This window comes from Streptomyces sp. 2131.1 (assembly GCF_900105515.1).
Lineage (GTDB): Bacteria > Actinomycetota > Actinomycetes > Streptomycetales > Streptomycetaceae > Streptomyces > Streptomyces drozdowiczii.
In genome coordinates this window covers 1-20,290 of sequence record NZ_FNSY01000002.1, presented here as the reverse complement: position 1 = coordinate 20,290, position 20,290 = coordinate 1, and the positions used below count along the sequence as shown (strand labels likewise).

Here is a 20,290-nt window from a genome sequence, read left to right as displayed (position 1 = left end):
GGCCCACGCTAGGGGGTGTACGCACGCCTCATCCGTAGTGGCGGAGTCGCGGCCACATCTCGCCCCAGGGCTGACGGGGGCCCGTGCAGAGGTAGACGTGACCACCCCACTCGACGTTGTGCATGCCGTACGGGTTGGTGAGGTCTGCGGCCACGGTGACGTGCCGGAAGTACCGGCGCAGCTCGGCGGCGTAGCCGGGGGCGTGCTCCGGGCCGGGGGACACGGCCAGGACGGTGGTGGCGGCCGGGTTGCCGGGGCCCCACCACCAGTCGGTGTTGTGGGCGCTCACCGCGCGCGGCAGGCCGGTGCCGCGGCCGAGTTCGTTGACGGCGCCCGCCTCGCCGTAGTCGGCCGTGAGGATCACCGCGCCGGCGCGCTGCTCCTGGGGGAGGCCGTCCCACACCTGGTGTACGGTGCCGACGAGTTGGGGCCAGCCCAGGGTCTCTCCCGTGTTCGTGCTGACGCCGTACGTCCAGGCCACCGTCGCCGGCGGCAGGACCGGCAGGACGATGACGGCGAGCAGCGCGGTCGAGACCGCGGTCGCGGTCATGAGGGAGCGCAGGCGGTCACGGCGGGCGTGCAGCCACTCGTCGAGCCCCACGGCACCGGCCGCCAGCAGGGACACGTACAGCCCGCCCAGGTAGTAGATCTGCGCGCCCGTGGTCACCGCGAAGAGGACGAACAGCACGGCGTACGCGGCGACCAGGCACTGCCACAGGGGCCGGCCGGAGCGCCACAGGAGGCGCAGGCCCCCGATCCAGAGGACCGCCGTGGCGAACCCGGCCGTGGCGAGCTGGCCGACGATCCAGGTGGGGATCTGCCCGGGGCCGCCGTTCTTCGCGTTCAGCGCCCGGGTCATCTCGAACATGGCCCAGTCGTGGTGGGCCTGCCACCACAGGTCGGGCAGGACGATCAGTACGGCGAGTGCGGCACCGGCCAGGAGCCACCGGTCGGCCGCCGTACGGCGGGCCGGGCCGAGCACGACGGCGGCGAGCAGGACGATCCCGAAGATGCCGGCGAGGTGGTTGAACTCGGCGCCGACGCCGACGAGCGCTCCGGCGGGGAGCCACCAGCGGGTGTCGCCGGTACGGCCGATCCGTACGACCACGAGCGTGATCGCCGCCCAGGCCAGCACCTCGTACGCCGTGGTGTTGGCGATGTGCGCGCCGCCCAGGAGCACGGGCATGGCGGCGGTCGCGACCGCCGCGAGGAGCTGGGTCCGCCGGGCGCCGCCGAACTCACGTGCCGTCAGCCCGCCCACGATCACCGTGCCCGCGGCGGCGAGCGCGGGCCACAGGCGCAGACCGGCCTCGGAGACGCCGAACAGCGACAGCGAGACCCGTGCCAGCAGCGGCGCCAGCAACGGCTGGTCCACGTAACTCGCCTGGAGGTGCCGGGCGGAGTCGAGGAAGTACAGCTCGTCGATGTGGAAGCCGTAGCGCGTGGACAGTGCCATGAGGACCGCGAACACCCCGCCGGCGACAGCGAGGACGCGCCGGTCCGGCGGGGGGAGGGGGCCGGCGGTGTCCGGTCGGGGTGTGCCTGTTCCGGCTGTGTCCGTGCCGACTGTGTCCGTCTCGTCCGCCATGTGTGTCCGCCCCCGGTTTCCTGCATCCCGGGTACGTCGTACGCGGCCCGGACGGCCCGCCCGCTGCGGGCCGCACACACCCTAATCCCGTTCTCTTTCAAGCGAGTTGGGCCGAACACGGGACGACCCTGCGCCCGCGGGCAGACGGGCGGGCGAACGAAAACGGTCCCCTCAATTCGTCACCGGCTTGACCGGTGACGAATGCGGCTGCCATGATTACGTCACCTTCTCAACCGGTGATGAAGTGCAAATGCCGGTCGGGATGTGTCCTCAAATCTTTCTCGCCCCGGACTCAGGGAGCACCCGCCATGGCAGTCACCTACACCGCCGTTGTCGACGTCGACGGAGAGGGCCGCAACGGCGGTCGCGTCAGCTCCTCCGACGGTCTGCTGACGACCGCCCTCGCCATCCCGAAGGAGTTGGGCGGCGCGGGCGGCGCCACCAACCCCGAGCAGCTCCTCGCGGCCGGGTGGGCGGCCTGCTTCCTCGGCGCCCTGCGCCGCGCCGCAGCCGAGCGGAAGGTCCGGCTGACCAGCACCACCATCACGGCGGAGATCACCCTCACCCACGGTGACGACGGGGAGTTCTCCCTCTCCGCGGTCCTCAACCCCGTACTCGGCGCTGTCGACCGGGCCACCGCCCAGCAGCTCGCCGATGCCGCGCACCAGATCTGCCCGTACTCCAAGGCCACGCGCGGCAACATCCCGGTCAGCATCCGGGCTGCCGCAGCCTGACCCCCTGACCGCGGGTCCCGTATCCCTCCAACCCCCCGATGCGGGGCCCGCATCCACCTCCGGCCGGCTCACGCCGTCCACGGCGAGCAAGGACAGCACATGACTCTCGGGATCCATTCACTTCGCGCGGGCGGTGCCTCGGCCGCCGGCCGCAACGCCGACGGGTCCGTCCGCAGAGCTCCGCGGACCGTCACGGACGCAGAGGAGCCGGCCCGGCCCATCGACGTCCAGGTGTGGAACTGGGCGGAGAGCGCGGTGCTCGGGGGATACGGCCCGTCGACTTCGAGCTTTCTCTGACGGACGGGCCGCACGGGACAGGGCGCCACCAGTGACTCCAGCGTGTTCCGCACCACCTGCGGCGTCGGGTCGCGGTCGGGATGCTTCTCCAGGAGCTCGTCGCGAAGTTCCTTGGCCTGGCGCGGATCATCGTGGCCGCCCAGCAGCTTCAGCAACAGGTCACCCAGCAGAGGTTGGCGAGGCTTCCCCTTCGCGCCAACCCGGCCACCCACCGGAGAGGTTCCCGCCGCACCTGTCCGCCGGGCCGTGCCCGCACCCGTGCGCTTCGCCTTCGCGACCACGGGCTCGTTCTGCGACAGCTCGGGCAGCCAGGACGGGTCCGCAAACCCCCTCGTAGCGTTGGGCGAGGTTCAGGATGTCCGTCAGGAGGGCCTGCTCTCGCTGCAACGTCGTCATCTCGTCCGTCAGTTCCAAGTCCGACGCGGCTTGGTCCCGCACGCGCGACCGGAGGGGCGGCCGAGTGGCTGGTCACAACCGTGTGCTGTCCGCCCGACCAGCGCTGAGAAGCCGAAGTGCCCACACCGCATGATCCGGAGCCGAGGGCTCGGCAGGTGTGCCGTCATCCCGTCGGCGGTCGTCAGCTCGCGGCGTCAGCCGCCGCCGCGGTCTTCTTGCGGGCCCGGTAGGCGGCGGCCTTGTACTTGTTGCCACAGGACTCCATGCCGCACCACTGCCGCCGCATACCCCGGGACCGGTCGATGTAGACGCGCGTGCACTCGGGGTTGCCGCACTCCTTCAGCAGGGGCACGTCCGGGCCGCTGAGCAGCTCGACCGTCTGCCGGGCGACGGTGGCCAGGGCCTGGGCGGGCGTCGCGTCGGTGTGCCGGCCCGCCGGGGTGAGCTGGGGCGTCACGGGAAGCTCGCGGGCGGCGCCGTTGAGCACGGCGAGTGCCTCGCGGTCGAACTCCTCGCCGAGGCGGCGGTCGGTGATCAGCCGGTAGGCGGCCTCGCGTACGGTGACCGCCGCCCGGACGTCGTCCTCGTTGCCGGGGGTGATCGTGTCCACGAGCCCGGACTCCAGGTACCAGGCGTTGAGCCGGTCCGGAGTCACGAACATCTCGAAGCGCGTCGATCGCCGGGCCCGGAGGGTGGCCGCGAAGTCGAGCGCCGGGTTCCCGCAGACGAAGACGTGGTCAAGATTCACGTCACCATTCTGACAGGTGACCGCATCGGGGTGCAAGAACCCGCCACCGTCCGGGACGGTTCCCCCTGGTCGGGGCACCGTACCCCGGGTGCGGCCGGCGTGCGGCAGCCGGGCCCGGCACCCGTGGAGCCGGGGCGGCGTCCCCTGCCGTTCCCCGTGGCCGGCCGCAATCCGCCGCCCCGGCCCCGGCCGGCCGTCGATGCGGCCCACCCCTCATTCCGTTGACAGTCGGTGAGCCGCGTGTCACGATCGTCACCGGTTTAAACGGTGACGAAGGGGTGTGCTGCATGCGTCGCCCTGTCGTCGCACGGTCCGCACACCTCACCGGGCGACGCCTCCGGGCAAGGAGCACACGGACCCTGACCAGCCTCCGCCGCAAGGTGAGCCCGTAGCTCCCGCCGGTTTTCCCTCCCGCCGCTCACGTGTGTCGATACGCGGCCCCGTACGCCCCTACTTCCTGGACGGACACCCATGAAACGACGACTTCTGACCGCGCTCGCGGCCGGTGTGCCCCTGGCCGCGGCGGTCTGCCCGCCGACCGCCTCCGCCGAGGGCAGGACGCCCGCCTCGGCCACCACGTTCAACTGCGCCCAAGGGCCCATCGAGGCGCCGGCCGGTACCCAGGTGGAGTCCGTGACGGTGGTCCGCGACGGGGGCGGAACCATCAAGGGCACCGGCATCCTCGGTGGCGAGGCCACGGGCGTCCCCGCCTTCTGCAAGGTGACCGTCACACTCACCCACCCGGGCGAGGGCGACCGCGTGACGATCTCCAACTGGCTGCCGGAGAAGGGCTGGAACGGCCGCTTCCAGGCACTGGGCGGCAGCGCCTACCTCGCCGGGGACAACGGTGTCGGCATGGGCAACGCCGTCAGGAGCGGCTACGCGGCGACCACCACGGACGCCGGCGTTGGCGACGCCCTGGACGTGAGCTGGGCGCTGAAGAGCGACGGCACCGTCAACACCACGTCGCTGAAGAACTTCTCCTACCGCTCCCAGCACGAGGCGGCCGTCGTCGGCAAGCAGGTCGTCGCCTCGGTCTACGGCGAGCGTGCCGCGTACTCCTACTTCACCGGCTGCTCCACCGGCGGCCGCCAGGGCTACGCGGAGGCGCAGCGCCACCCCGACGACTACGACGGCATCCTCGCCGACGCGCCCGCGGTCAACTGGGACGAGTTCGAGGTCGCCACCCTGTGGCCGCAGGTCGTCATGAACAACGAGAAGACCCACCCCACCGGCTGTGAGCTGGACGCGTTCACCAACGCCGCCGTCAAAGCCTGCGACAGGCTCGACGGTGCCGAGGACGGGCTGGTCAACGACCCGTCCCGCTGCGACTTCGACCCGCGCCGCCTGATCGGAACCAAGGTCGTGTGCGACGGCAGGGAGCTGACCATCACCGCCGCCGACGCGTCCGTCGTCCGCAGGATCTGGGACGGCCCGCGCACCACCACGGGCAAGAAGCTGTGGTCCGGCGTCCCCGTCACGGCCGACCTCAAGGGCCTGGCCGGCACCACGACCACCCCGGACGGCACCGCCGTGGGCGCTCCCTTCCCGGTCCCGCAGTTCTGGGTCACCAACTGGCTGAAGAGGGACCCGTCCTACGACGTTTCCAGGATCACCTACAGCGAGTTCACCCGGCTGTTCGACCAGTCCCGGGCCGAGTACGACGAGCTCATCGGTACGGACGACCCCGACCTGTCCGGCTTCCGCAGGTCCGGCGGCAAGCTGCTGACCTGGCACGGCCAGGACGACCAGTTCATCCCGACCCGGGGCACGGTCGAGTACCGCGAGCAGGTCGAGCGGGAACTGGGCGGCTCCGAGGCGGTCGACACCTTCTACCGCGTCTTCCTCGCCCCGGGCACCAGTCACTGCGGTCTCAACGGCCAGGACGGTTCGGCCGACGGCCTTGCCGCGCTGACCGCCTGGGTCGAGCACGGCCAGGCCCCGAAGACACTGCCCGCCACCCTGATCGACGCCGACGGCAAGCCGGTCGAGCGCAACCTGTGCCGCTACCCCGAGGTACCCCGCTACAAGGGCCACACCGCCGCCGGCTTCCGATGCGCCGTCCCGTCCCGGCACTGACCGGTCCCACGAGCCACCGACCCGAAAGGCCGGACCATCATGAGCACGCAGACAGAGGGACGTTCCGCCCTGCTGAGGCTGTACCTGGGCCGCGGTGTACTCGCCGTGGCATGGGCCCTGGCGTTCGCCCGAGCCCATGACGACATCGACGCGGTGGCCATCACCCTGCTCGTCGTCTACCCGCTGATCGACGCGGTGTCCTCACTGATCGACCACCGCTCCACACCCGAGGGCCCCGAGCGCGGGGTGACCGCGTTCAACGGGGTGCTCAGCACGCTCGCCGCCGTCGCGCTCGGCATCGCCGGGGCCGGCGGAGTGCAGCCGGTGCTCCATGTGTTCGGAGCCTGGGCCGTCGTCTCCGGGGCCGCCCAGGTGATCGTCGGGGTGCGGCGGCGCGGCCCCGAGCTGGGCAAGCAGTGGCCGACCCTGATCTCGGGCGGGCTCTCCTTCGTCGTCGGCATCTCCTACAACATCCAGGCCGCGGGTGCCGACCCCTCGCTGGACGTGCTGTCGGTGTACGCCACCGGCGGCGGGGGGTGGTTCATTCTCCAGGCCCTGTTGCTGGCCCGGAAGTCCCGGCGGGTGCGCACCCGCACCGCCTGACCGGTCGCGCGCCCGAGGTGCCCCCGGCCTGCGCCCCGTGGCGCAGGCCGGGACTTTCGCGTCTCAGCCCCGTCGCGGACCGACCCGGCAGCGGCGGTGCGCGGTGTTCACGCCGACAGAGCGTTCAGTGGCAGTTCCACCAACCCGTACGCCACCACTGCGAAGGCCGTTGCGACCGCCAGGGTCGTCAGGCGTTCACGCCACGAGCGGCCCAGGCAGGGGAGTACGGCGAGGAGGATGAAACAGGCGGTGGCCTCAGCGGTGTAGTGGAGGGTCCAGGCGTAGTGGATGCCCTCCATGCCGAAGACTCCGGGAAGGGCGGCCAGACCCGTGATCCGGCGGCGGGGAGTGCGGCCCCGGCGCCACCAGTGGCCGGCCATGCCCATCAGAGGTCCCGCGATGCAGCCCAGGGCCAGCCAGACCAGTGGGAAGAACGGGCTTCCCATGCCGTCGCGGCCGAACTCCGCATAACCGTAGTAACCGACCACGAGGCACGTCTCGGCCAGCAGGCCGGCCAGCACCGGCGCCCGAGCCGACCCGCGCCGGGTCAGAGCTCCCGCGGTAAAGGCGGCTACACACCACACGGCCCCCGAGTTCGCGATCTGGCCGGAACTGCCGGGAAGCCACCCCTGAGCCAGGTTGGTCAGGACCCCGAAGAGGAGCCCTCCGGCCCCCGCGAGGAGGTGCGGAAGTAGCGGACGCGCCCACTCCTTGCGCTGCGCAGGCTCGTGTCGGGGCGCTGCGTATGTCATGTCTCGCCTTCCTTCGGGGGCACCGGTCCGCGCACTATACGCGATATGTATACACGCGATGTATACGTGCTCACCTGCCCCCCTCGCCCAGCACCCCGGGCTCAGTGAAGCGTCAGGCTTCCAGCACCCGCGCGGCGCGTGCGGGTGGTAGTTCGTGCGGCCCGTATGAGCGAGGCTCTCGTGCATCCTGCCGACGTGCCCGTGATTCCGGCCCGGCTCCAGGCGGCTGTTCGGCGAACCCGCGTCCCCATCCCGCAACCATGCCCCCGGGGCGCGGGGCCCGTTCACCTCCGCCGGCGCCGGTGAACGGCACAGCTGCTCGGTGGATCCGTGCGCGTACGAAAAAAGGCATCTGCACCACCAAACAGTGAATCCGGGTGCCATGTCCTTTGAAGCGGCGGCGAGTTGGAAAGAGTCGCCGTGCTCCTCAAAGAGGCGCACGACCAACACCAGGAGAAGACCTTGAAGCGTGTCACGTTCCGCCGATCCGCAGGACTGCTCGCCGCCGCCGCGGCCCTGATCGCGGGTCCCTCCCTGTCCGCCCACGCCATGGCCCCCGCCGCCCCGACCGCGCAGCAGACCTACGCCCAGCAGGCCAGGTCCGCCGGCCTCACCGACCAGCAGGCCGGGCAGCTCCAGCGGCAGGTCGACGCGGCTCTCGCCCGGGACCCCGAGGCCCGCCAGACCTCGGCCAACACACTCGCCGTACCCGGCGGAACCGTCACGCTTCCCGCCCCCGGCCAGACCGAAACCCGCCGCCTGACCTCCCCGGCCACCGCCCTGGCCTGCGGCAACGGGCACCTGTGCATCACCGACGGGCGCGGCGTCAACTACGACTACTACCGCTGCGGCTACTACGACTTCAACGGCATCGGCGACGGCACCTTCAACAACAACCAGACCTCCGGCACCCGCGCCCGCTTCTACAACAGCGACGGCAGCGAACGCTGGTCCCACGTGGCCAAGGGCAGCGGCACCGCGTCCTGGACCCCGGTCTTCCACATCCGCCCCTGCTGAAACCTGCCCCTCCCGCCCCCCGTCACCGCGTCGGTGGCGGGGGCGGTCACGCGGCCCCGGCACGTTCCCACGGAGCGGAGCCCGGAAACGGCGACCGGGGGCATCGGGGTATTCGATAAAAGAACACTGGGCATTCGCATGCCGAAGCACCTCCGCTAGGGTGCCGGTTGTGCCTCTCCCTCCCGCCTTCCGCCACCTCGTCGACGACGCCGCCGTCTTCCCGCCCGGGCTCGCCCCGCTGCCGCGCGCCGTGACCGAACACGCCGGGCACCTCGCCTCCGCACACGCCGCCCTCGTCGGCCCCTTCGTCATCGGCGCGGACCGGCTCCCCGAACTGGCGGAACTCGCCGGACCGGAGCTCTTCCCCGACGGCCTGCGGGTAAGCGTGGTGACCGCCCCCGCCGCGATCCCGGCCGTCCTGGCCGCCCTCGCCGCCACCGACCGCCTCGTACCGGCCGCCCTGGAGGTCAGGCCCGACCCCGCGCAGCCCCTCCGCGACCAGCTCGACGACCTCGCCGCGCAGAGCCTGCCCGGCGCGGTGTACATCGAGGCCCCGCGCCCCGGCACATCCGCGTGGGCCGACGCCCTCGCCGCCGCAGTACGCCACGGCTTCCGGCTGAAGTTCCGTACCGGAGGCACCGAGGCGGCGGCGTTCCCGACCGAGGACGAGGCGGCGGCGTGGATCCACGACACCGTCGCGTCCGGAGCCGCCTTCAAGTGCACGGCGGGGCTCCACCACGCGGTCCGCCACACCGCCCCCACCACGGGCTTCGAGCACCACGGCTACCTCAACGTGCTCCTCGCGACCGCCCGCGCCTGCTCCGGAGAACCCCTCCCCGCCGTCCGCGCCGCCCTCGCCGAGCGCGACCCGGAGACCCTGGCCCGCGCCGTCACCGCGCTCCCGGCCGCCGACACCGCGACGGCACGGGCGGCCTTCACCTCGTACGGGTCCTGCAGCGTGCTCGAACCGCTGGAGGACCTGACCGCCCTCGGCCTCCTCGACGCCATGCCCTGACCGCCCTCGGCCTCCTCGAGCCACCCCTGACCGCCCGTCACCGACTCCGAAGGACCCCGCACATGAGTACCCACCCCACTACCTGGGCAGAGGCCGCGGCCGGCAGCGCGTACGACGTCGACAACCTCCCGTACGCCGTGTTCTCCACCGCCGGCACCACCCCGCGCATCGGCGTCCGGATCGGCGACCACGCCCTCGACCTGGGCGCCGCGGCCGCCGCCCTGCGCCCCGACTGGACACCGCTGCTCGACGCCCCCGCGCTCAACCCCCTCATGGCCGCCGGCCCGGCGACCTGGGCCGAGGTCCGCGCCTGGGCCACCGAGCTGCTCACCGACACCGCGCACCGCGACCGCGTACGCCTGGTCCCGCTGGCCGACGTCACGCTGCACCTGCCGTTCGAGGTCGGCGACTACGTCGACTACTACGCCTCCGTGGACCACGCCACCAATGTCGGCCGCATCTTCCGCCCCGACGGCGACGCCCTGATGCCCAACTGGCGCCACCTGCCGGTCGCGTACCACGGCCGCGCCGGCTCCATCGTCGTCTCCGGCACACCGGTCCACCGCCCCGCGGGCCAGCGCAAGGCCCCCACGGACCCGGCACCCACCTTCGGCCCGTCCCTGCGCCTGGACATCGAGGCCGAACTCGGCTTCGTCGTCGGCCGCACGATCCCGCTCGGGCAGCGCGTCACGACCGCCGAGTTCACCGACACCGTCTTCGGCGTCACCGGCGTCAACGACTGGTCCTCGCGCGACATCCAGGCCTGGGAGTACGTCCCCCTGGGCCCCAACCTCGGCAAGTCCTTCGCCACCACCGTCAGCGCCTGGGTCACCCCGCTCGCCGCCCTCGAACACGCCCGCACCGATCTGCCGGGCCAGGAACCCGCCGTCCTGCCCTACCTGCGGGAGGAGGGCCCGTCGGGCTACGACATCGACGTGGAGGTCGAGGTCAACGGCACCGTCGTCGCCCGCCCCCCGTACGCGTCCATGTACTGGTCGCCCGCGCAGATGCTCGCCCACCTCACCGTCAACGGCGCCTCGCTGCGCGTCGGGGACTTCTACGCCTCCGGCACCATCTCCGGACCGGACAAACACCAGCGCGGCTCGTTCCTGGAACTCTCGTGGGGCGGCAGGGAGACCTGGACGGCGGGCGGCGAGGAGCGCACGTTCCTGGAGGACGGCGACGAGGTGGTCCTGCGCTACTCCGCGCCGGGAGCCCGGGGCCGCATCGGCCTGGGCGAGGTCCGTGGCAGGATCCTCCCCACGATCCGGCCGATCCCCGAAGAGGCACCATGACCCCGCCGAACGACCCCGAGAGCGGCGGCTCACAGACCCTGGAGCGCGGCCTCGCCGTCCTCGTCGAACTGAGCCGCCGCCCGGGCGGACTGAACACCAGCCAGGTGGCGGCCGCGACGGGCCTCCACCGCTCCGTCGCGCACCGCCTGCTGGTCTCCCTCCACCGCACCGGCTTCGCGGCGCGCGACGACGAGGGGCGTTACGCGGTGGGCCCGGCCGTCCCCGGGCTCCTCGGCGATACGGGCCCCAGCCTGCGCACCGTCGCCGAACCGGTTCTCCACCGCCTCGCCCGCCGACTGGACGCCACCGCCAGCCTGGTCGAGGCCATCGGCACCACCGCCGTCACCACGGTGGTCGCCGAACCGCCCACCGACGGCCCCCTGTTCTGGTACCGCAAGGGCAGCCGCGACCCCCTCGACCACGGTTCGGGCGGCCTCGCCACCCTCGCCTCGGGCCCCCCGCGCGCCGCGGAACCCGACCGCGTACAGGCGATCCGCGAGGCCGGCTACGTCATCACCCACAGCGAGGTCAACGTGGGGGCGCACGGCGTCGCCGCCCCCCTGCCCGGCTGGCCGGTCCGAGCCGCGATCAACGTGGTCACCTCGGACCCGGACCTCGCCGAACGGGCCGTCCCGCACGTACGGGAGGCCGCCGCCGCCATAGGCACCCCGAACGACCACCACTGAGGACGGGAATCACCCTTCCGGATCCACACCCCCGGCCCGCGCCGCGGCGGCCGCCTCCAGCAGCGACCAGCCGTCCACCTCCACCGGGCCCCGCCCCTCCGGCTGCCACCCGCGGCCCAGCGCCGCGTCGAGCAGGGCCCGGACGGCCCCGGGCTCATGCAGGTTGAGGGACGCGCCCCCGACGTACCCCACGTCCCCGGACCCGAGGGGAGCCCCGCCCGGCACGTACCGGCCGGGGCCCTCGCCGAAGACGATCCGCAGCGGCCCACCCGCACCCGAGGGCTGCGGGGACAGCGTGAGCGTCTCGCGGCACGACCGGCCGCTGTCCGTCACACCGTGACTGTGACGCAGCGTCCACATGTACACGCGCCCGCCGGCGACCAGCCGCCGGGACTTCCTCGGGCTTCGGGGCATGGAACGAGCGTACGGGGACGCGAAACCCGGCCTCCGCACCGACCACGGGACGTCAGCTGCCGGGCGGGACGAACTCCGGCTGGTCCAGCAGCCGCAGCCAGCTCCCGTCCGGCTGGCGCCTGACGACCTGCGCCCGCGCACCGGCCCCGTCCCTGGGCGGGGTCGAGGTGAGGGCGATGTCGCCGCTGATCAGCGTCGGCAACGGCTGCTCCGGCTCGAAGTGCGGCCCGTTGGCCAGCACCTTCTCCCACAGCGCACGGATCGCGTCGCGCCCGACCGTCCGCTCGCCGGGCGGGTAGGCCAGCACCGCGTCCTCCTCGTACAGCGCGGCGACCCCGGCCGCGTCACCGGCATTGGACCGCTCGACGAACAAGCGGGTGATGTCCTCGGGCCGCATGGCCTTCTCGTACTCCGGCATGGGTTCCTCCTCACGTGGGGTTCCGGCACTTCCCAGCGTGATCGCCCACTCATCAGAAGTCCAACATATGATTCTTCTGCAAACTAGAATCGGGAGCCATGGAACTGAGGCAATTGGAGTACTTCGTCGCGGTCGCCGAAGAGCGGAACTTCACCCGCGCCGCCGAGCGGGTGCACATCAGCCAGTCCGGCGTCAGCGCCCAGATCCGCCAACTGGAACGAGAACTCGGCGCCGAGCTGTTCGACCGGTCGTCCCGGACCGTCACGCTCACCGTCGCGGGGAAGGCCGCGCTCGAACACGCCCGCGCCGCGCTCGACGCGGTCGGAGCGGTCGGCCGGTCGGTGGACGAGGTGACCGACCTGATACGGGGCCGGCTCACCGTAGGAATGGTCGTCGGCTGCACCCTCACTCCGCTCTTCGAGGCCCTCGCCGCATTCCACGAGGCCCACCCCGGCGTGGAGATCTCCCTGCTGGAGGACAGCTCCGACCGGCTCACCGAAGGCGTACGAACCGGCGCCGTCGACCTGGCACTCATCGGAACCGCGACAGCCCCCGACGGACTCCACGCGCTGACGATCATCAGTGAACGGCTCGTCGCGGCGATCCCGCCCGGGCACCCCCTGGCGGAACAGCGACGGATCACCCTGAGCGACCTGGCCGCCCACCCCATCGTGTGCATGCCGCCCGGCACCGGCCTGCGGGCCGTGTTCGACCGGGCCTGCGCCGCACAGCACCTCCACCCCTCGATCGCGATGCAGGCCGGCGCCGCGGAGGCCATCGCGGACCTCGCCGCCCGCGGCCTCGGCGTGGCCGTCCTCAGCGAATCGATGGCCGCGGTCCACCGCGACCGTCTCACCGCCCGCACCATCGACGACGTCGACACACCGGCACTGCTCGCCCTGATCTGGAAGAGCCCGCACAACCCCGCCGTACGCGAACTCCTCGCGCACAGCCGACGAGCCTTCGCGGACTTTCCGGCGATGCGGGGTCAGGAGGCCGTCTATGTATCAGGTGAGGGGGTACAGGGGATGCACTTTCGATGAGAGGGGTTTCTCATGCTCGGCATAGTCGCGGCAGTGCTGTTCTTCGTTTCGTTCCTGATCAACGCGGCGGATATCAGTACCAATGATGTCTTTTCCTCGACGAACGTGATGCTGCTGGGGCTCACGGCTCTGGCCCTCCACGTGGCGGGCGTGGGCAGCGGCTGGGCGCCCCGCAGGCGGTGACCTCCTTCCGGGTTCTGTGAGAGGCCGTCACAGAACCCGGAAGGCTCGTGGTCGGAGCAAACCGGTCACGCGGTGTCAACTCCGGACGGGGTCACTCGATTGGCACGTTCCTTTCAGCGGTGGGATTCGTTGGGGAGTCTGGAATCCCGTAAACGATCACGTAAACGATCACGAGCGAACAACGCACCGCCGTCCCTGAACAGCCCAGCCCCATCTGCCGTGGGAGCCGACGGCCGGCGTGGCCACAGGAGGTATGGAATGTGCTCTCTGCTGGAGAGCTTCTTCGACACGATGGACCAGTTGCACGTCGACTTCCGCCGACGCCTCGAGGACATCGAACGGGAGGCATGGCCCGCCCCGGTGCCGAGCGCCGGCACTGAACACGGGCACACTGCGCACCCGGACAAGTTCGAGGAGATTCGGTACCCGCTCGGGCTGCGACCGCTCTGGACCGACGAGTACCCGTCGGCCGAGCCGGTGAAGGCGATCGAGGAGAAAGGGCCCTGCGGCCCGGTCGCCCCGATCTTCGATGGACCACCACACGCAGAAACGATCGTTCGCGTGATGAAAAGGCAGGCAGGAACGATTCGCCGCGCCTAGACCAAACGGTCAGCCTTCCCGTCCGATATGAGGAATACAGAGACTTTGACGAAGCTCATTGCAACCGTTCTGTTCACCACGGCATTCGTTCTGGGTACGGCAATGGCCGCCCCCTCGGATCTGACCGATTCCGCCGCCCACTTCGTGAAGGACGAGGTCCCGTGAGCCAGTGACGCGGGGGCGGCGAGAGCAGCCCGAAGTTGGGTGCTGAGCGCCGAAGAATACGACCGACCGCGGTCGCAACCACCCTTCCTCGCAAGGCGGTTGACGGCCATGCCGACACGGACCGCACCCGCGTCGGCATGGCAGGACCGCCGGAGGAGAGCTCGCTCCCGCCCGGGGCGATCTCCGCGCGCCGCGAGAGGAGAGACTCCCCTAGAATCGGTCCCCGGACTCGTATGCGTGGGGGAGCGGCAGTGACGACCGACGTGACGCCCGAACTGGCCGAGGCGCTCCAGCGTGGCTACGACCGGCGCGACCGGGCGGACATGGCCCCGACGATCGCCTACTTCGAGGCGCTGCTCGCCGAACACCCGGACCACCCGGTCCTCGTGTACGAGGTGGGCGGCGCCTACGACACCGCCGGCCAGGAGGAGACCGCCCGTGGCCACTACGAGCGCGCGCTCGCCCTCGGCCTCGACGGTGACGTCCTGCGCCGGTGCCTGTGCCAGTACGCCAGCACCCTCAGATGGCTGGGCGAGCTGGACGAGTCGCTGGCGGTGCTCGACCGTGCCCGCAGGGAGTTCCCCGACTCCGATTCCGTACGCGTCTTCCGCGCCCTGACCCTCAACGACGCCCAGAGGTCGGACGAGGCGGTGGCCGAGTTGCTCACCGTAGTCACCGTCCACGCCGAGGCCACCGACCTCGGACGCTGGGCGGCCGGGCTGCGCGGCCTCGCCCAGTGGCTCGCCGACGGCCGTCCCGAGTGAGGACCGGCGGCGCCGAGCCTGTCCGGGCCCGGCTCTGCGCGGCGATGCTCGGTGACCCGTACGCCGGCACTGCCGGGGCCGGCGTACGCGACCCCATGCGCATCGCGGGTGTCGAACTCGGCAACGTCCCCGGCGCTCAGTACGAGGTCCTGGTCGCCGAGCGCGAGCCACAGCCGCCCGTAAAGGACATACAGCCGTCCCTGTTCATCGGCGGCACCCTGGACGCCTCCACCACCTGGATGTCCGACGCCATCGACGCCTTCCCCACCATGCTCCCCGGCCTGACCGCTTCCCATCTCCTGGAGGGCTGCGGCCACTGGATCCAGCAGGAATGCCCCGAGGAGACCAACCGCCTGCTCACCAGCTGGCTCAGCACCCTCACGGGCTGAACCGCCAGGCGCGGCTGGTCGCGAAAAGCGAAGTCCCGCGGGCATCCGCAGGGCATCATTCGTACACCGATGCAGAGGTCGATCGACTTCAGCGACCCGTCCGCGGGCCTCCGCCGGATCGCCGACGAGTTCGACGGATGGTCGCCGCTGCTCACCGCCTTCGTGACGGAGAGCGACGCGGAACCGTTGCTCCGGCCCGTCCACGCCCTCCCCGTCGGACTCGCATGGGACAGAGTCCCCGGCGTGACGCTCGTCGGCGACGCCGCCCACCTGATGTCGCCCTTCACCGGCGAGGGCGCGAACCTCGCGCCCGGTAGCGCGCGTAGATCAGTCCGCTGTCGAACGCGCGCTTCTCGACCAGGTCGAGATCGAGTCGTACGCCGTCGGGGAAGAACCGCTTGCCGCCGCCGACCACGCTCGTGGTGATGAACAGGTGGTACTCGTCCACCAGCCCGGCCTTGATCGCCTGGGCCGCGAGGTTCGGGCCGTCGACGGTGATGACCCCCGCCCGCCCCGGAACTCATCGATCACCCGACCGCCCGCCCGGCACACGGAGCCCCCAACGGCCGACGGGCCTGAACTCCCGGACCCGGTCGCCTACTCCAGGCCGAAGGCGTCCGCCAGCATGCCGTTCTGGGCCGCGAGCAGGGTCTCCCCGTCATGGCCCATGCCGGCGAACTGCCCGGCCACCTCCAGGCCCACCGCCCCGTGCAACTGCGCCCACGCCAGCACCGCACCGGCCAGCGCAACGGCCGAGGCCCTGACGTCCCCCGCGGCGTCGGGCACGTACTCCGCCACCCAGGACCCCACGCCGGCGTCCGTCTCCAGCCACGCCGCCATCCGGTCCACCATCGAGGCCACGTCGGCCCCCGGGGAACCGCCCGCGAAGACCGGCAGAAGCGGCCCGAGCACGGCACGCGCGCGCTCCAGGGTGTCGTCCGGGGCCACATACCCCGGTACCGGAGACCCCTGGATCAGCAGATAACGGTGCGGCGCGGAGACCGCCCAGGCCCGGTAGGCCCCGGCCAGCACGCGCAACCGCTCGCGCGGGCTCCGGTCGCGCGCCGTGGCCGCCGCCTCGCCGATCGCCGTCGCGGCGTCGTCGTACGCGTCCCTGATCAGGGCGCTCAGCAGGTCGTCGCGGTTGGCGAAGTAGCGGTAGAGGGCGGGGCCCGACAGCCCCAGTGCCTTGGCGATCCGTGTGAGCGCGAGCGCCCCCACACCACCCTCGGCGAGCTGGCGCAGCGCCACTTCCTTGATCTCCGCCCGGGTCTGCTCCCGGTACCTGGCCCGCGGCCCCTGCTGCGTCTCCGCCATTCCCGGCCCTCTCGCTAGGCACGATCACTGCAGTTACTGAGTCTAACAAGAACTGTTGCGACGCTCCATCGCAACAGTTACAGTCAATAACTAAAGCGATGTACAGTCACCTTTGCCTACCTCGGGAGTCCTCATGACCACAGCACGTGATCTCCACGTAGTCCTCGGCGCCGGTCCCGCCGGCACCGCGCTCGCGACGGAGCTGGCCGGCCGTGGTCACCAGGTCCGACTGGTGGACCGGAGCGGCGACGGCGGCGCCCCGGACGGGGTCCAGCGGTTCGCCGCCGACGCGTCTACCGCGGAAGGCGCGCGGGCCGCACTCGACGGAGCGGCGGTCGCCTACCACTGCCTGAACGTCGCCTATCACCTCCAGGTCGAGGTGATGCCGCGCATCCAGCGGTCCGTCCTCGCGGCGGCTGAGACAGCCGGCGCGCGCCTTGTCGTCCTCGACACGCTCTACCCATACGGTGAGACGCACGGCGCGGTGATGACCGAGGACACCCCCTGGAACGCGACCTCCCGCAAGGGCCGCATGCGCGCGGATCTCGACGCCCGCTACCTCGCCGCCCACGACGAGGGCCGGCTGCGCGTCGTGCTGGGCCGGTCGGCCGACTTCGTCGGCCCCGGAGTCCTCAACTCCACGCTCGGCGGCGCGGTGTTCCCGGCCGCGCTGACCGGGGAAGAGGTCCCGGTACTCGGCGACATCGATCTGCCGCACAGCTACACCTACATCGGTGACGTGGCGGCGGGCCTCGCGACGCTCGGCGAGAACCCGGACGGCGACGGCCGCGTCTGGCACCTGCCCACGGCACCCGCACTCACCACCCGCCAGATCATGGACCTGATCGCGCAGCGCATCGGCCGCCCCCTGAACCTCACCGCCATACCCGAGCCGCGCCCGTTCGGGCCGTTCGACGAGGTGTTCATGGCGGAGTACGCCGAGATGTTCTACCAGCACACGGAGGCGCAGATCGTCGACTCCACGGCCATCGAGAAGGCGTACAGCCTCGTCCCGAACCCGATGCAGGCCACGGTCGACACCACACTCGCCTGGTACGGAGAACTGCTCACCGGCCGGTGAACGAGATCGACGCCAAAGGGACGCGATCTTCGTCCACAGCCTGGCCGGCCGCAGCCGACCGTCGCCGCCGCCGCGGAAGCGACGAGATGACCAGGACATGTGGCTGAACCGCATCGACGCTCACGCGCTCACAGCCACCAGAAACCTTCAGTAGCGCGTGTCGTGGTCGTCTCCGCACGGCCCTTTGACTTCTGTTGAGCTCTCAGGTCCGTAACCCCGGTTACTATGCCCCGTCGCCGTGTGTCTGTTCGGCGGTGTGGTCGCTGCCAGGGGGGCGCGGCAGTGGGAGGGGGCAGGAGAATGAGACAGCGTTGGGTCAGAGTGCTCGCGATCGTGGTCGTCGTGCTGGCTGTGCTGTTCACGGTGGCGGACCGGGTCGCGGTGCATGTCGCGGAGGGGGAGGCGGCTCAGCTCGCGCAGCAGAAGTACGGATACGGCTCAGGCTCGACGGACGGTTACACCCATGTGTCGATCCACGGCTTCCCGTTCCTGACCCAGGCGACGGGCCGCGAGCTCGACCATGTCACCATCAGTGCGGGTAACTTCTCGCTCAACACGACGTCGAACGCGCAGGGCGACTACCTCGACGTGCGGAAGCTCGCCCTGGACCTGCACGACGTGACGGTCACCTCGCTGTCCTCCCGCACGGCGCAGGCAAACCTGGTCACCGGCGAAGTGTCCTTCTCCTACGAGGCGCTGTCCGGTGTGATCACGCGGCTTATGGGCAAGGGCGGGGCACTCACCGTCGGTCCGGCGGCCGGGTCGCACGGGCAGGAAGCGCGGGTTCAGGTCAGCGGCACCTGGGACGGCCGTAAGGTCGACACCGGCGGAAGTCTGCTGGCGCAGGGCGACGAGATCAGCGTCGCGGTGCCGGGCATCGGTGGACACTCCTACGTATGGCGTGTGTCCCTGCCTCAGAACGCCGGTTTCACCGCTGCCCGTTCCACGCCGTCGGGGGTGGACTTCGAGATCACCGGCCACCAGGTCGTGCTCGGCTCCTCGACGTACACGAGGTAACGAGCCACACGCTGATGACGTGGCACGACCAGCTGCCGGGCACCCGAAGACACGGAGCGCCCTCTGGGAATCCGACTTGCTGATCGTTCGAGAATGAGCTCAGGCACTACCGCGACCCCGCCACCCGCGAGGAAGTCACGAGTCCCCTGCCGCTGCCCGTTCTCGCTCATGCCGCGCTGCTCGCCGAACTCGTCCGCCTGGCCCTGTACGGCGATCTGGTGCCCCAGGGCCTTGCTCTGGCTGTACGCCGTGCTCCCGCACGCGCGAAGTGGCGTCGCATCGGCTGGCGCGACGCCACTTCGCTGAAGGCAGGAGGTCGGGTTCGCCGACGGTTGGCGAGGTCGATGGGCGGCTCCAGGCGGCGTTGCCGCTCTGCCGGGGTACGGAACCCGGCGATCAGCGGGCTGAGCCGGTAGGCGCCGTTGCCTTCCTTCCCTACCATCCGAGCAAAGCCGAGGTGCTGGAGGGCACGGGTGACCTTGGACCGGGTGATGCCGATCTCGGCGGCAATGGTTCCGTGGGTGACCAGGCAGCGCAGCGCCCGCCTGGCTCCTGCCGGCCCAAGAGGTGGATCAACACCGTGTAGGCCCAGCGGTGTTGCCACGAGAGGGCGGCTCGAACGTCGGCTTGGCTGACCTTTGACCTGTGATGTGACTACTCAGGGGGTAGACAACCCCAGCGATGTGGACCCTCTGGGGTGCCTTATCGCGAGTTGTTCTGCTGTCCTGGAACGGTTCGGTTCAGCTTGTGCTACCGGGTGACAGCGGGTGTGCGGTGGCGAGGTTGGCTGTCTGGCGGCGCATTTTGCCCGTCGCTGTTGGGTGAAGCGGTCTGGTTCGGCAGCTCGGATCTTGGGGATCGGCATCACGTGGGAGGACACCTTCGCGCCGGTGATAAGCGGGTGCAGTTGGTAGAGGCCGTCTCTGAGGCTCCAGGCGAGTCCGCACTCTGAGCGCGCTTTGTTCTAGATACCTGGAACACTCGGAAGCTGTTTGTTCCAGGTATCTAGAACAAACAGCTTCACATCGCCGCAGGTCAGAGCTCACTTCGATGTGGAACGCTCTTATGTCTGAGTAGAGTCCGCCGGTGAGGCGAATCGAGTGACTCGGTGACTTGCTACGTCTCGCAGGTCTTGCTTACTTGACCTGCGCCGAGTGTCTGGTTCGTGAGGGGTAGGTGGCCTTCGAGACTGGGGACAAGGCTGTTGCGGTTGATGCGCCGTGTTGTTCTTCTGCTGAAGGATGGCTGTCGTGTGTGTGCTGCGGGTCTTCTGTCAGTCGATCATTCCCGACGGGCGGTGTGAGGATTCCACTTCCGGGGCGATGAGTGCTGGGGTGCTGTGATTCCATAGCTAATCTCGTCTTACTAATGAAGCACATGAAGCCGTTCTGAAGTCAGTCGGCACTTGCACACGCGGTCCTGGCCTTCACGCTCAGGCAACTCGCACGGTGGCTGCGAGTGAGCGGGCGGAAGGAGTGGGTGGTTGGGCGGGTAGAGGGAATGTGGCCCTTTGGTGAGGGAGGTGGCTGTGCGTCAGCGTTCTGATTCCTACAGTCCACTGGAGTGGATCGGGCCAGCCCGGCGGTGAGCTCGGTCTGCGGAGCGGGTTTGGTCCGGGAGCGAAGCGGACGGGCCGAGGTGGAGCGGAGCGGAACCTCTGACGGGTAGCCACGAAGTGGCGGCCTGTCA

At 70.7% G+C, this 20,290-nt stretch carries 20 protein-coding genes and 4 pseudogenes; 16 read left to right on the top strand and 8 right to left on the bottom strand.

Annotated features, from left to right (window positions below; all coding sequences use genetic code 11):
- Nucleotides 1-28: 28 nt before the first annotated feature.
- Nucleotides 29-1,456, bottom strand: coding sequence for a glycosyltransferase family 39 protein (locus BLW14_RS32530; protein WP_256333050.1), 1,428 nt, complete (start codon nt 1,454-1,456; stop codon nt 29-31).
- A 440-nt stretch (nt 1,457-1,896) separates the two neighbouring features.
- Here BLW14_RS32530 and BLW14_RS32525 point away from each other — a divergent pair, with 440 nt between their 5' ends.
- On the top strand, nt 1,897-2,322 hold the full coding sequence (locus BLW14_RS32525; protein ID WP_093710949.1) for an Ohr family peroxiredoxin: 426 nt from the start codon (nt 1,897-1,899) through the stop codon (nt 2,320-2,322).
- A gap of 99 nt (nt 2,323-2,421) precedes the next feature.
- Complete coding sequence (locus BLW14_RS34730) at nt 2,422-2,619, top strand: hypothetical protein (RefSeq protein ID WP_177154255.1); 198 nt, start codon at nt 2,422-2,424, stop codon at nt 2,617-2,619.
- Nucleotides 2,620-3,196: 577 nt separating this feature from the next.
- Here BLW14_RS34730 and BLW14_RS32515 read toward each other — a convergent pair.
- A complete protein-coding gene (locus BLW14_RS32515) occupies nt 3,197-3,763 on the bottom strand; it encodes a CGNR zinc finger domain-containing protein (RefSeq protein ID WP_093710948.1) in 567 nt (188 codons plus the stop codon).
- Nucleotides 3,764-4,234: 471 nt separating this feature from the next.
- Here BLW14_RS32515 and BLW14_RS32510 point away from each other — a divergent pair, with 471 nt between their 5' ends.
- Nucleotides 4,235-5,842, top strand: a complete 1,608-nt coding sequence (locus BLW14_RS32510) for a tannase/feruloyl esterase family alpha/beta hydrolase (protein ID WP_093710947.1) — start codon at nt 4,235-4,237, stop codon at nt 5,840-5,842.
- Nucleotides 5,843-5,881: 39 nt separating this feature from the next.
- On the top strand, nt 5,882-6,445 hold the full coding sequence (locus BLW14_RS32505; RefSeq protein ID WP_093710946.1) for a DUF308 domain-containing protein: 564 nt from the start codon (nt 5,882-5,884) through the stop codon (nt 6,443-6,445).
- A 107-nt stretch (nt 6,446-6,552) separates the two neighbouring features.
- On the opposite strand, the gene BLW14_RS32500 is transcribed toward BLW14_RS32505, so the two are convergent.
- On the bottom strand, nt 6,553-7,197 hold the full coding sequence (locus tag BLW14_RS32500; RefSeq protein WP_256333049.1) for a DUF6518 family protein: 645 nt from the start codon (nt 7,195-7,197) through the stop codon (nt 6,553-6,555).
- A gap of 462 nt (nt 7,198-7,659) precedes the next feature.
- Between BLW14_RS32500 and BLW14_RS32495 the strand changes: the two genes are divergently transcribed.
- From BLW14_RS32495 to BLW14_RS32480, 4 genes are all read left to right on the top strand, one after another.
- Entirely contained in the window at nt 7,660-8,214 is a 555-nt protein-coding gene (locus tag BLW14_RS32495; RefSeq protein WP_256333048.1) for a hypothetical protein, read from the top strand.
- A gap of 169 nt (nt 8,215-8,383) precedes the next feature.
- Nucleotides 8,384-9,229, top strand: coding sequence for a hypothetical protein (locus tag BLW14_RS32490; protein WP_093710944.1), 846 nt, complete (start codon nt 8,384-8,386; stop codon nt 9,227-9,229).
- Nucleotides 9,230-9,291: 62 nt separating this feature from the next.
- Entirely contained in the window at nt 9,292-10,524 is a 1,233-nt protein-coding gene (gene fahA, locus BLW14_RS32485) for a fumarylacetoacetase (protein WP_093710943.1), read from the top strand.
- On the top strand, nt 10,521-11,210 hold the full coding sequence (locus BLW14_RS32480) for an IclR family transcriptional regulator (RefSeq protein ID WP_093710942.1): 690 nt from the start codon (nt 10,521-10,523) through the stop codon (nt 11,208-11,210). The genes fahA and BLW14_RS32480 overlap by 4 nt, the downstream gene beginning before the upstream one ends.
- A 9-nt stretch (nt 11,211-11,219) precedes the next feature.
- Here the strand turns inward: BLW14_RS32480 and BLW14_RS32475 are convergent, their stop codons facing one another.
- A complete protein-coding gene (locus BLW14_RS32475; RefSeq protein WP_177154256.1) occupies nt 11,220-11,624 on the bottom strand; it encodes a hypothetical protein in 405 nt (134 codons plus the stop codon).
- A 52-nt stretch (nt 11,625-11,676) separates the two neighbouring features.
- Nucleotides 11,677-12,042, bottom strand: a complete 366-nt coding sequence (locus tag BLW14_RS32470; protein ID WP_093710940.1) for a YybH family protein — start codon at nt 12,040-12,042, stop codon at nt 11,677-11,679.
- Nucleotides 12,043-12,140: 98 nt separating this feature from the next.
- Between BLW14_RS32470 and BLW14_RS32465 the strand changes: the two genes are divergently transcribed.
- The 4 genes from BLW14_RS32465 to BLW14_RS32450 all read left to right on the top strand — a co-directional run bounded on the left by BLW14_RS32465 (nt 12,141) and on the right by BLW14_RS32450 (nt 14,797).
- Nucleotides 12,141-13,085: a LysR family transcriptional regulator gene (locus BLW14_RS32465; protein WP_093710939.1), complete on the top strand. Its 945-nt coding sequence runs from the start codon at nt 12,141-12,143 to the stop codon at nt 13,083-13,085.
- Nucleotides 13,086-13,097: 12 nt separating this feature from the next.
- The gene (locus BLW14_RS34725; protein ID WP_093710938.1) at nt 13,098-13,268 is read left to right on the top strand and encodes a hypothetical protein; all 171 of its coding nucleotides are present in this window, start codon (nt 13,098-13,100) and stop codon (nt 13,266-13,268) included.
- Between the two features lie 258 nt (nt 13,269-13,526).
- Nucleotides 13,527-13,868, top strand: coding sequence for a hypothetical protein (locus BLW14_RS32455; RefSeq protein ID WP_093710937.1), 342 nt, complete (start codon nt 13,527-13,529; stop codon nt 13,866-13,868).
- A 416-nt stretch (nt 13,869-14,284) separates the two neighbouring features.
- Nucleotides 14,285-14,797, top strand: a complete 513-nt coding sequence (locus tag BLW14_RS32450) for a tetratricopeptide repeat protein (protein WP_218137712.1) — start codon at nt 14,285-14,287, stop codon at nt 14,795-14,797.
- A gap of 71 nt (nt 14,798-14,868) precedes the next feature.
- On the opposite strand, the pseudogene BLW14_RS35555 reads toward BLW14_RS32450, so the two are convergent.
- Nucleotides 14,869-14,991, bottom strand: a pseudogene (locus tag BLW14_RS35555) (transcriptional regulator); the annotation flags it as partial.
- Between BLW14_RS35555 and BLW14_RS32440 the strand changes: the two are divergent.
- Together BLW14_RS32440 and BLW14_RS35550 are read left to right on the top strand one after the other, a co-directional pair.
- Nucleotides 14,989-15,186: pseudogene (locus BLW14_RS32440) on the top strand (alpha/beta fold hydrolase); the annotation flags it as partial. The pseudogenes BLW14_RS35555 and BLW14_RS32440 overlap by 3 nt on opposite strands.
- A 75-nt stretch (nt 15,187-15,261) precedes the next feature.
- A pseudogene (locus tag BLW14_RS35550) lies at nt 15,262-15,495 on the top strand (FAD-dependent monooxygenase); the annotation flags it as partial.
- Here the strand turns inward: BLW14_RS35550 and BLW14_RS32430 are convergent.
- Both BLW14_RS32430 and BLW14_RS32425 read right to left on the bottom strand, forming a co-directional pair.
- Nucleotides 15,470-15,685, bottom strand: a pseudogene (locus BLW14_RS32430) (dihydrofolate reductase family protein); the annotation flags it as partial. The pseudogenes BLW14_RS35550 and BLW14_RS32430 overlap by 26 nt on opposite strands.
- 98 nt (nt 15,686-15,783) lie before the next feature.
- Nucleotides 15,784-16,503: a TetR/AcrR family transcriptional regulator gene (locus BLW14_RS32425; protein WP_093710935.1), complete on the bottom strand. Its 720-nt coding sequence runs from the start codon at nt 16,501-16,503 to the stop codon at nt 15,784-15,786.
- A gap of 133 nt (nt 16,504-16,636) precedes the next feature.
- Here BLW14_RS32425 and BLW14_RS32420 point away from each other — a divergent pair, with 133 nt between their 5' ends.
- On the top strand, nt 16,637-17,584 hold the full coding sequence (locus BLW14_RS32420; RefSeq protein ID WP_093710934.1) for an NAD-dependent epimerase/dehydratase family protein: 948 nt from the start codon (nt 16,637-16,639) through the stop codon (nt 17,582-17,584).
- Between the two features lie 300 nt (nt 17,585-17,884).
- Nucleotides 17,885-18,601 carry an LmeA family phospholipid-binding protein gene (locus BLW14_RS32415; protein WP_256333047.1) on the top strand — a complete coding sequence of 239 codons (717 nt, stop codon included), beginning with the start codon at nt 17,885-17,887 and terminating at the stop codon, nt 18,599-18,601.
- The last annotated feature ends 1,689 nt before the right edge of the window (nt 18,602-20,290 follow it).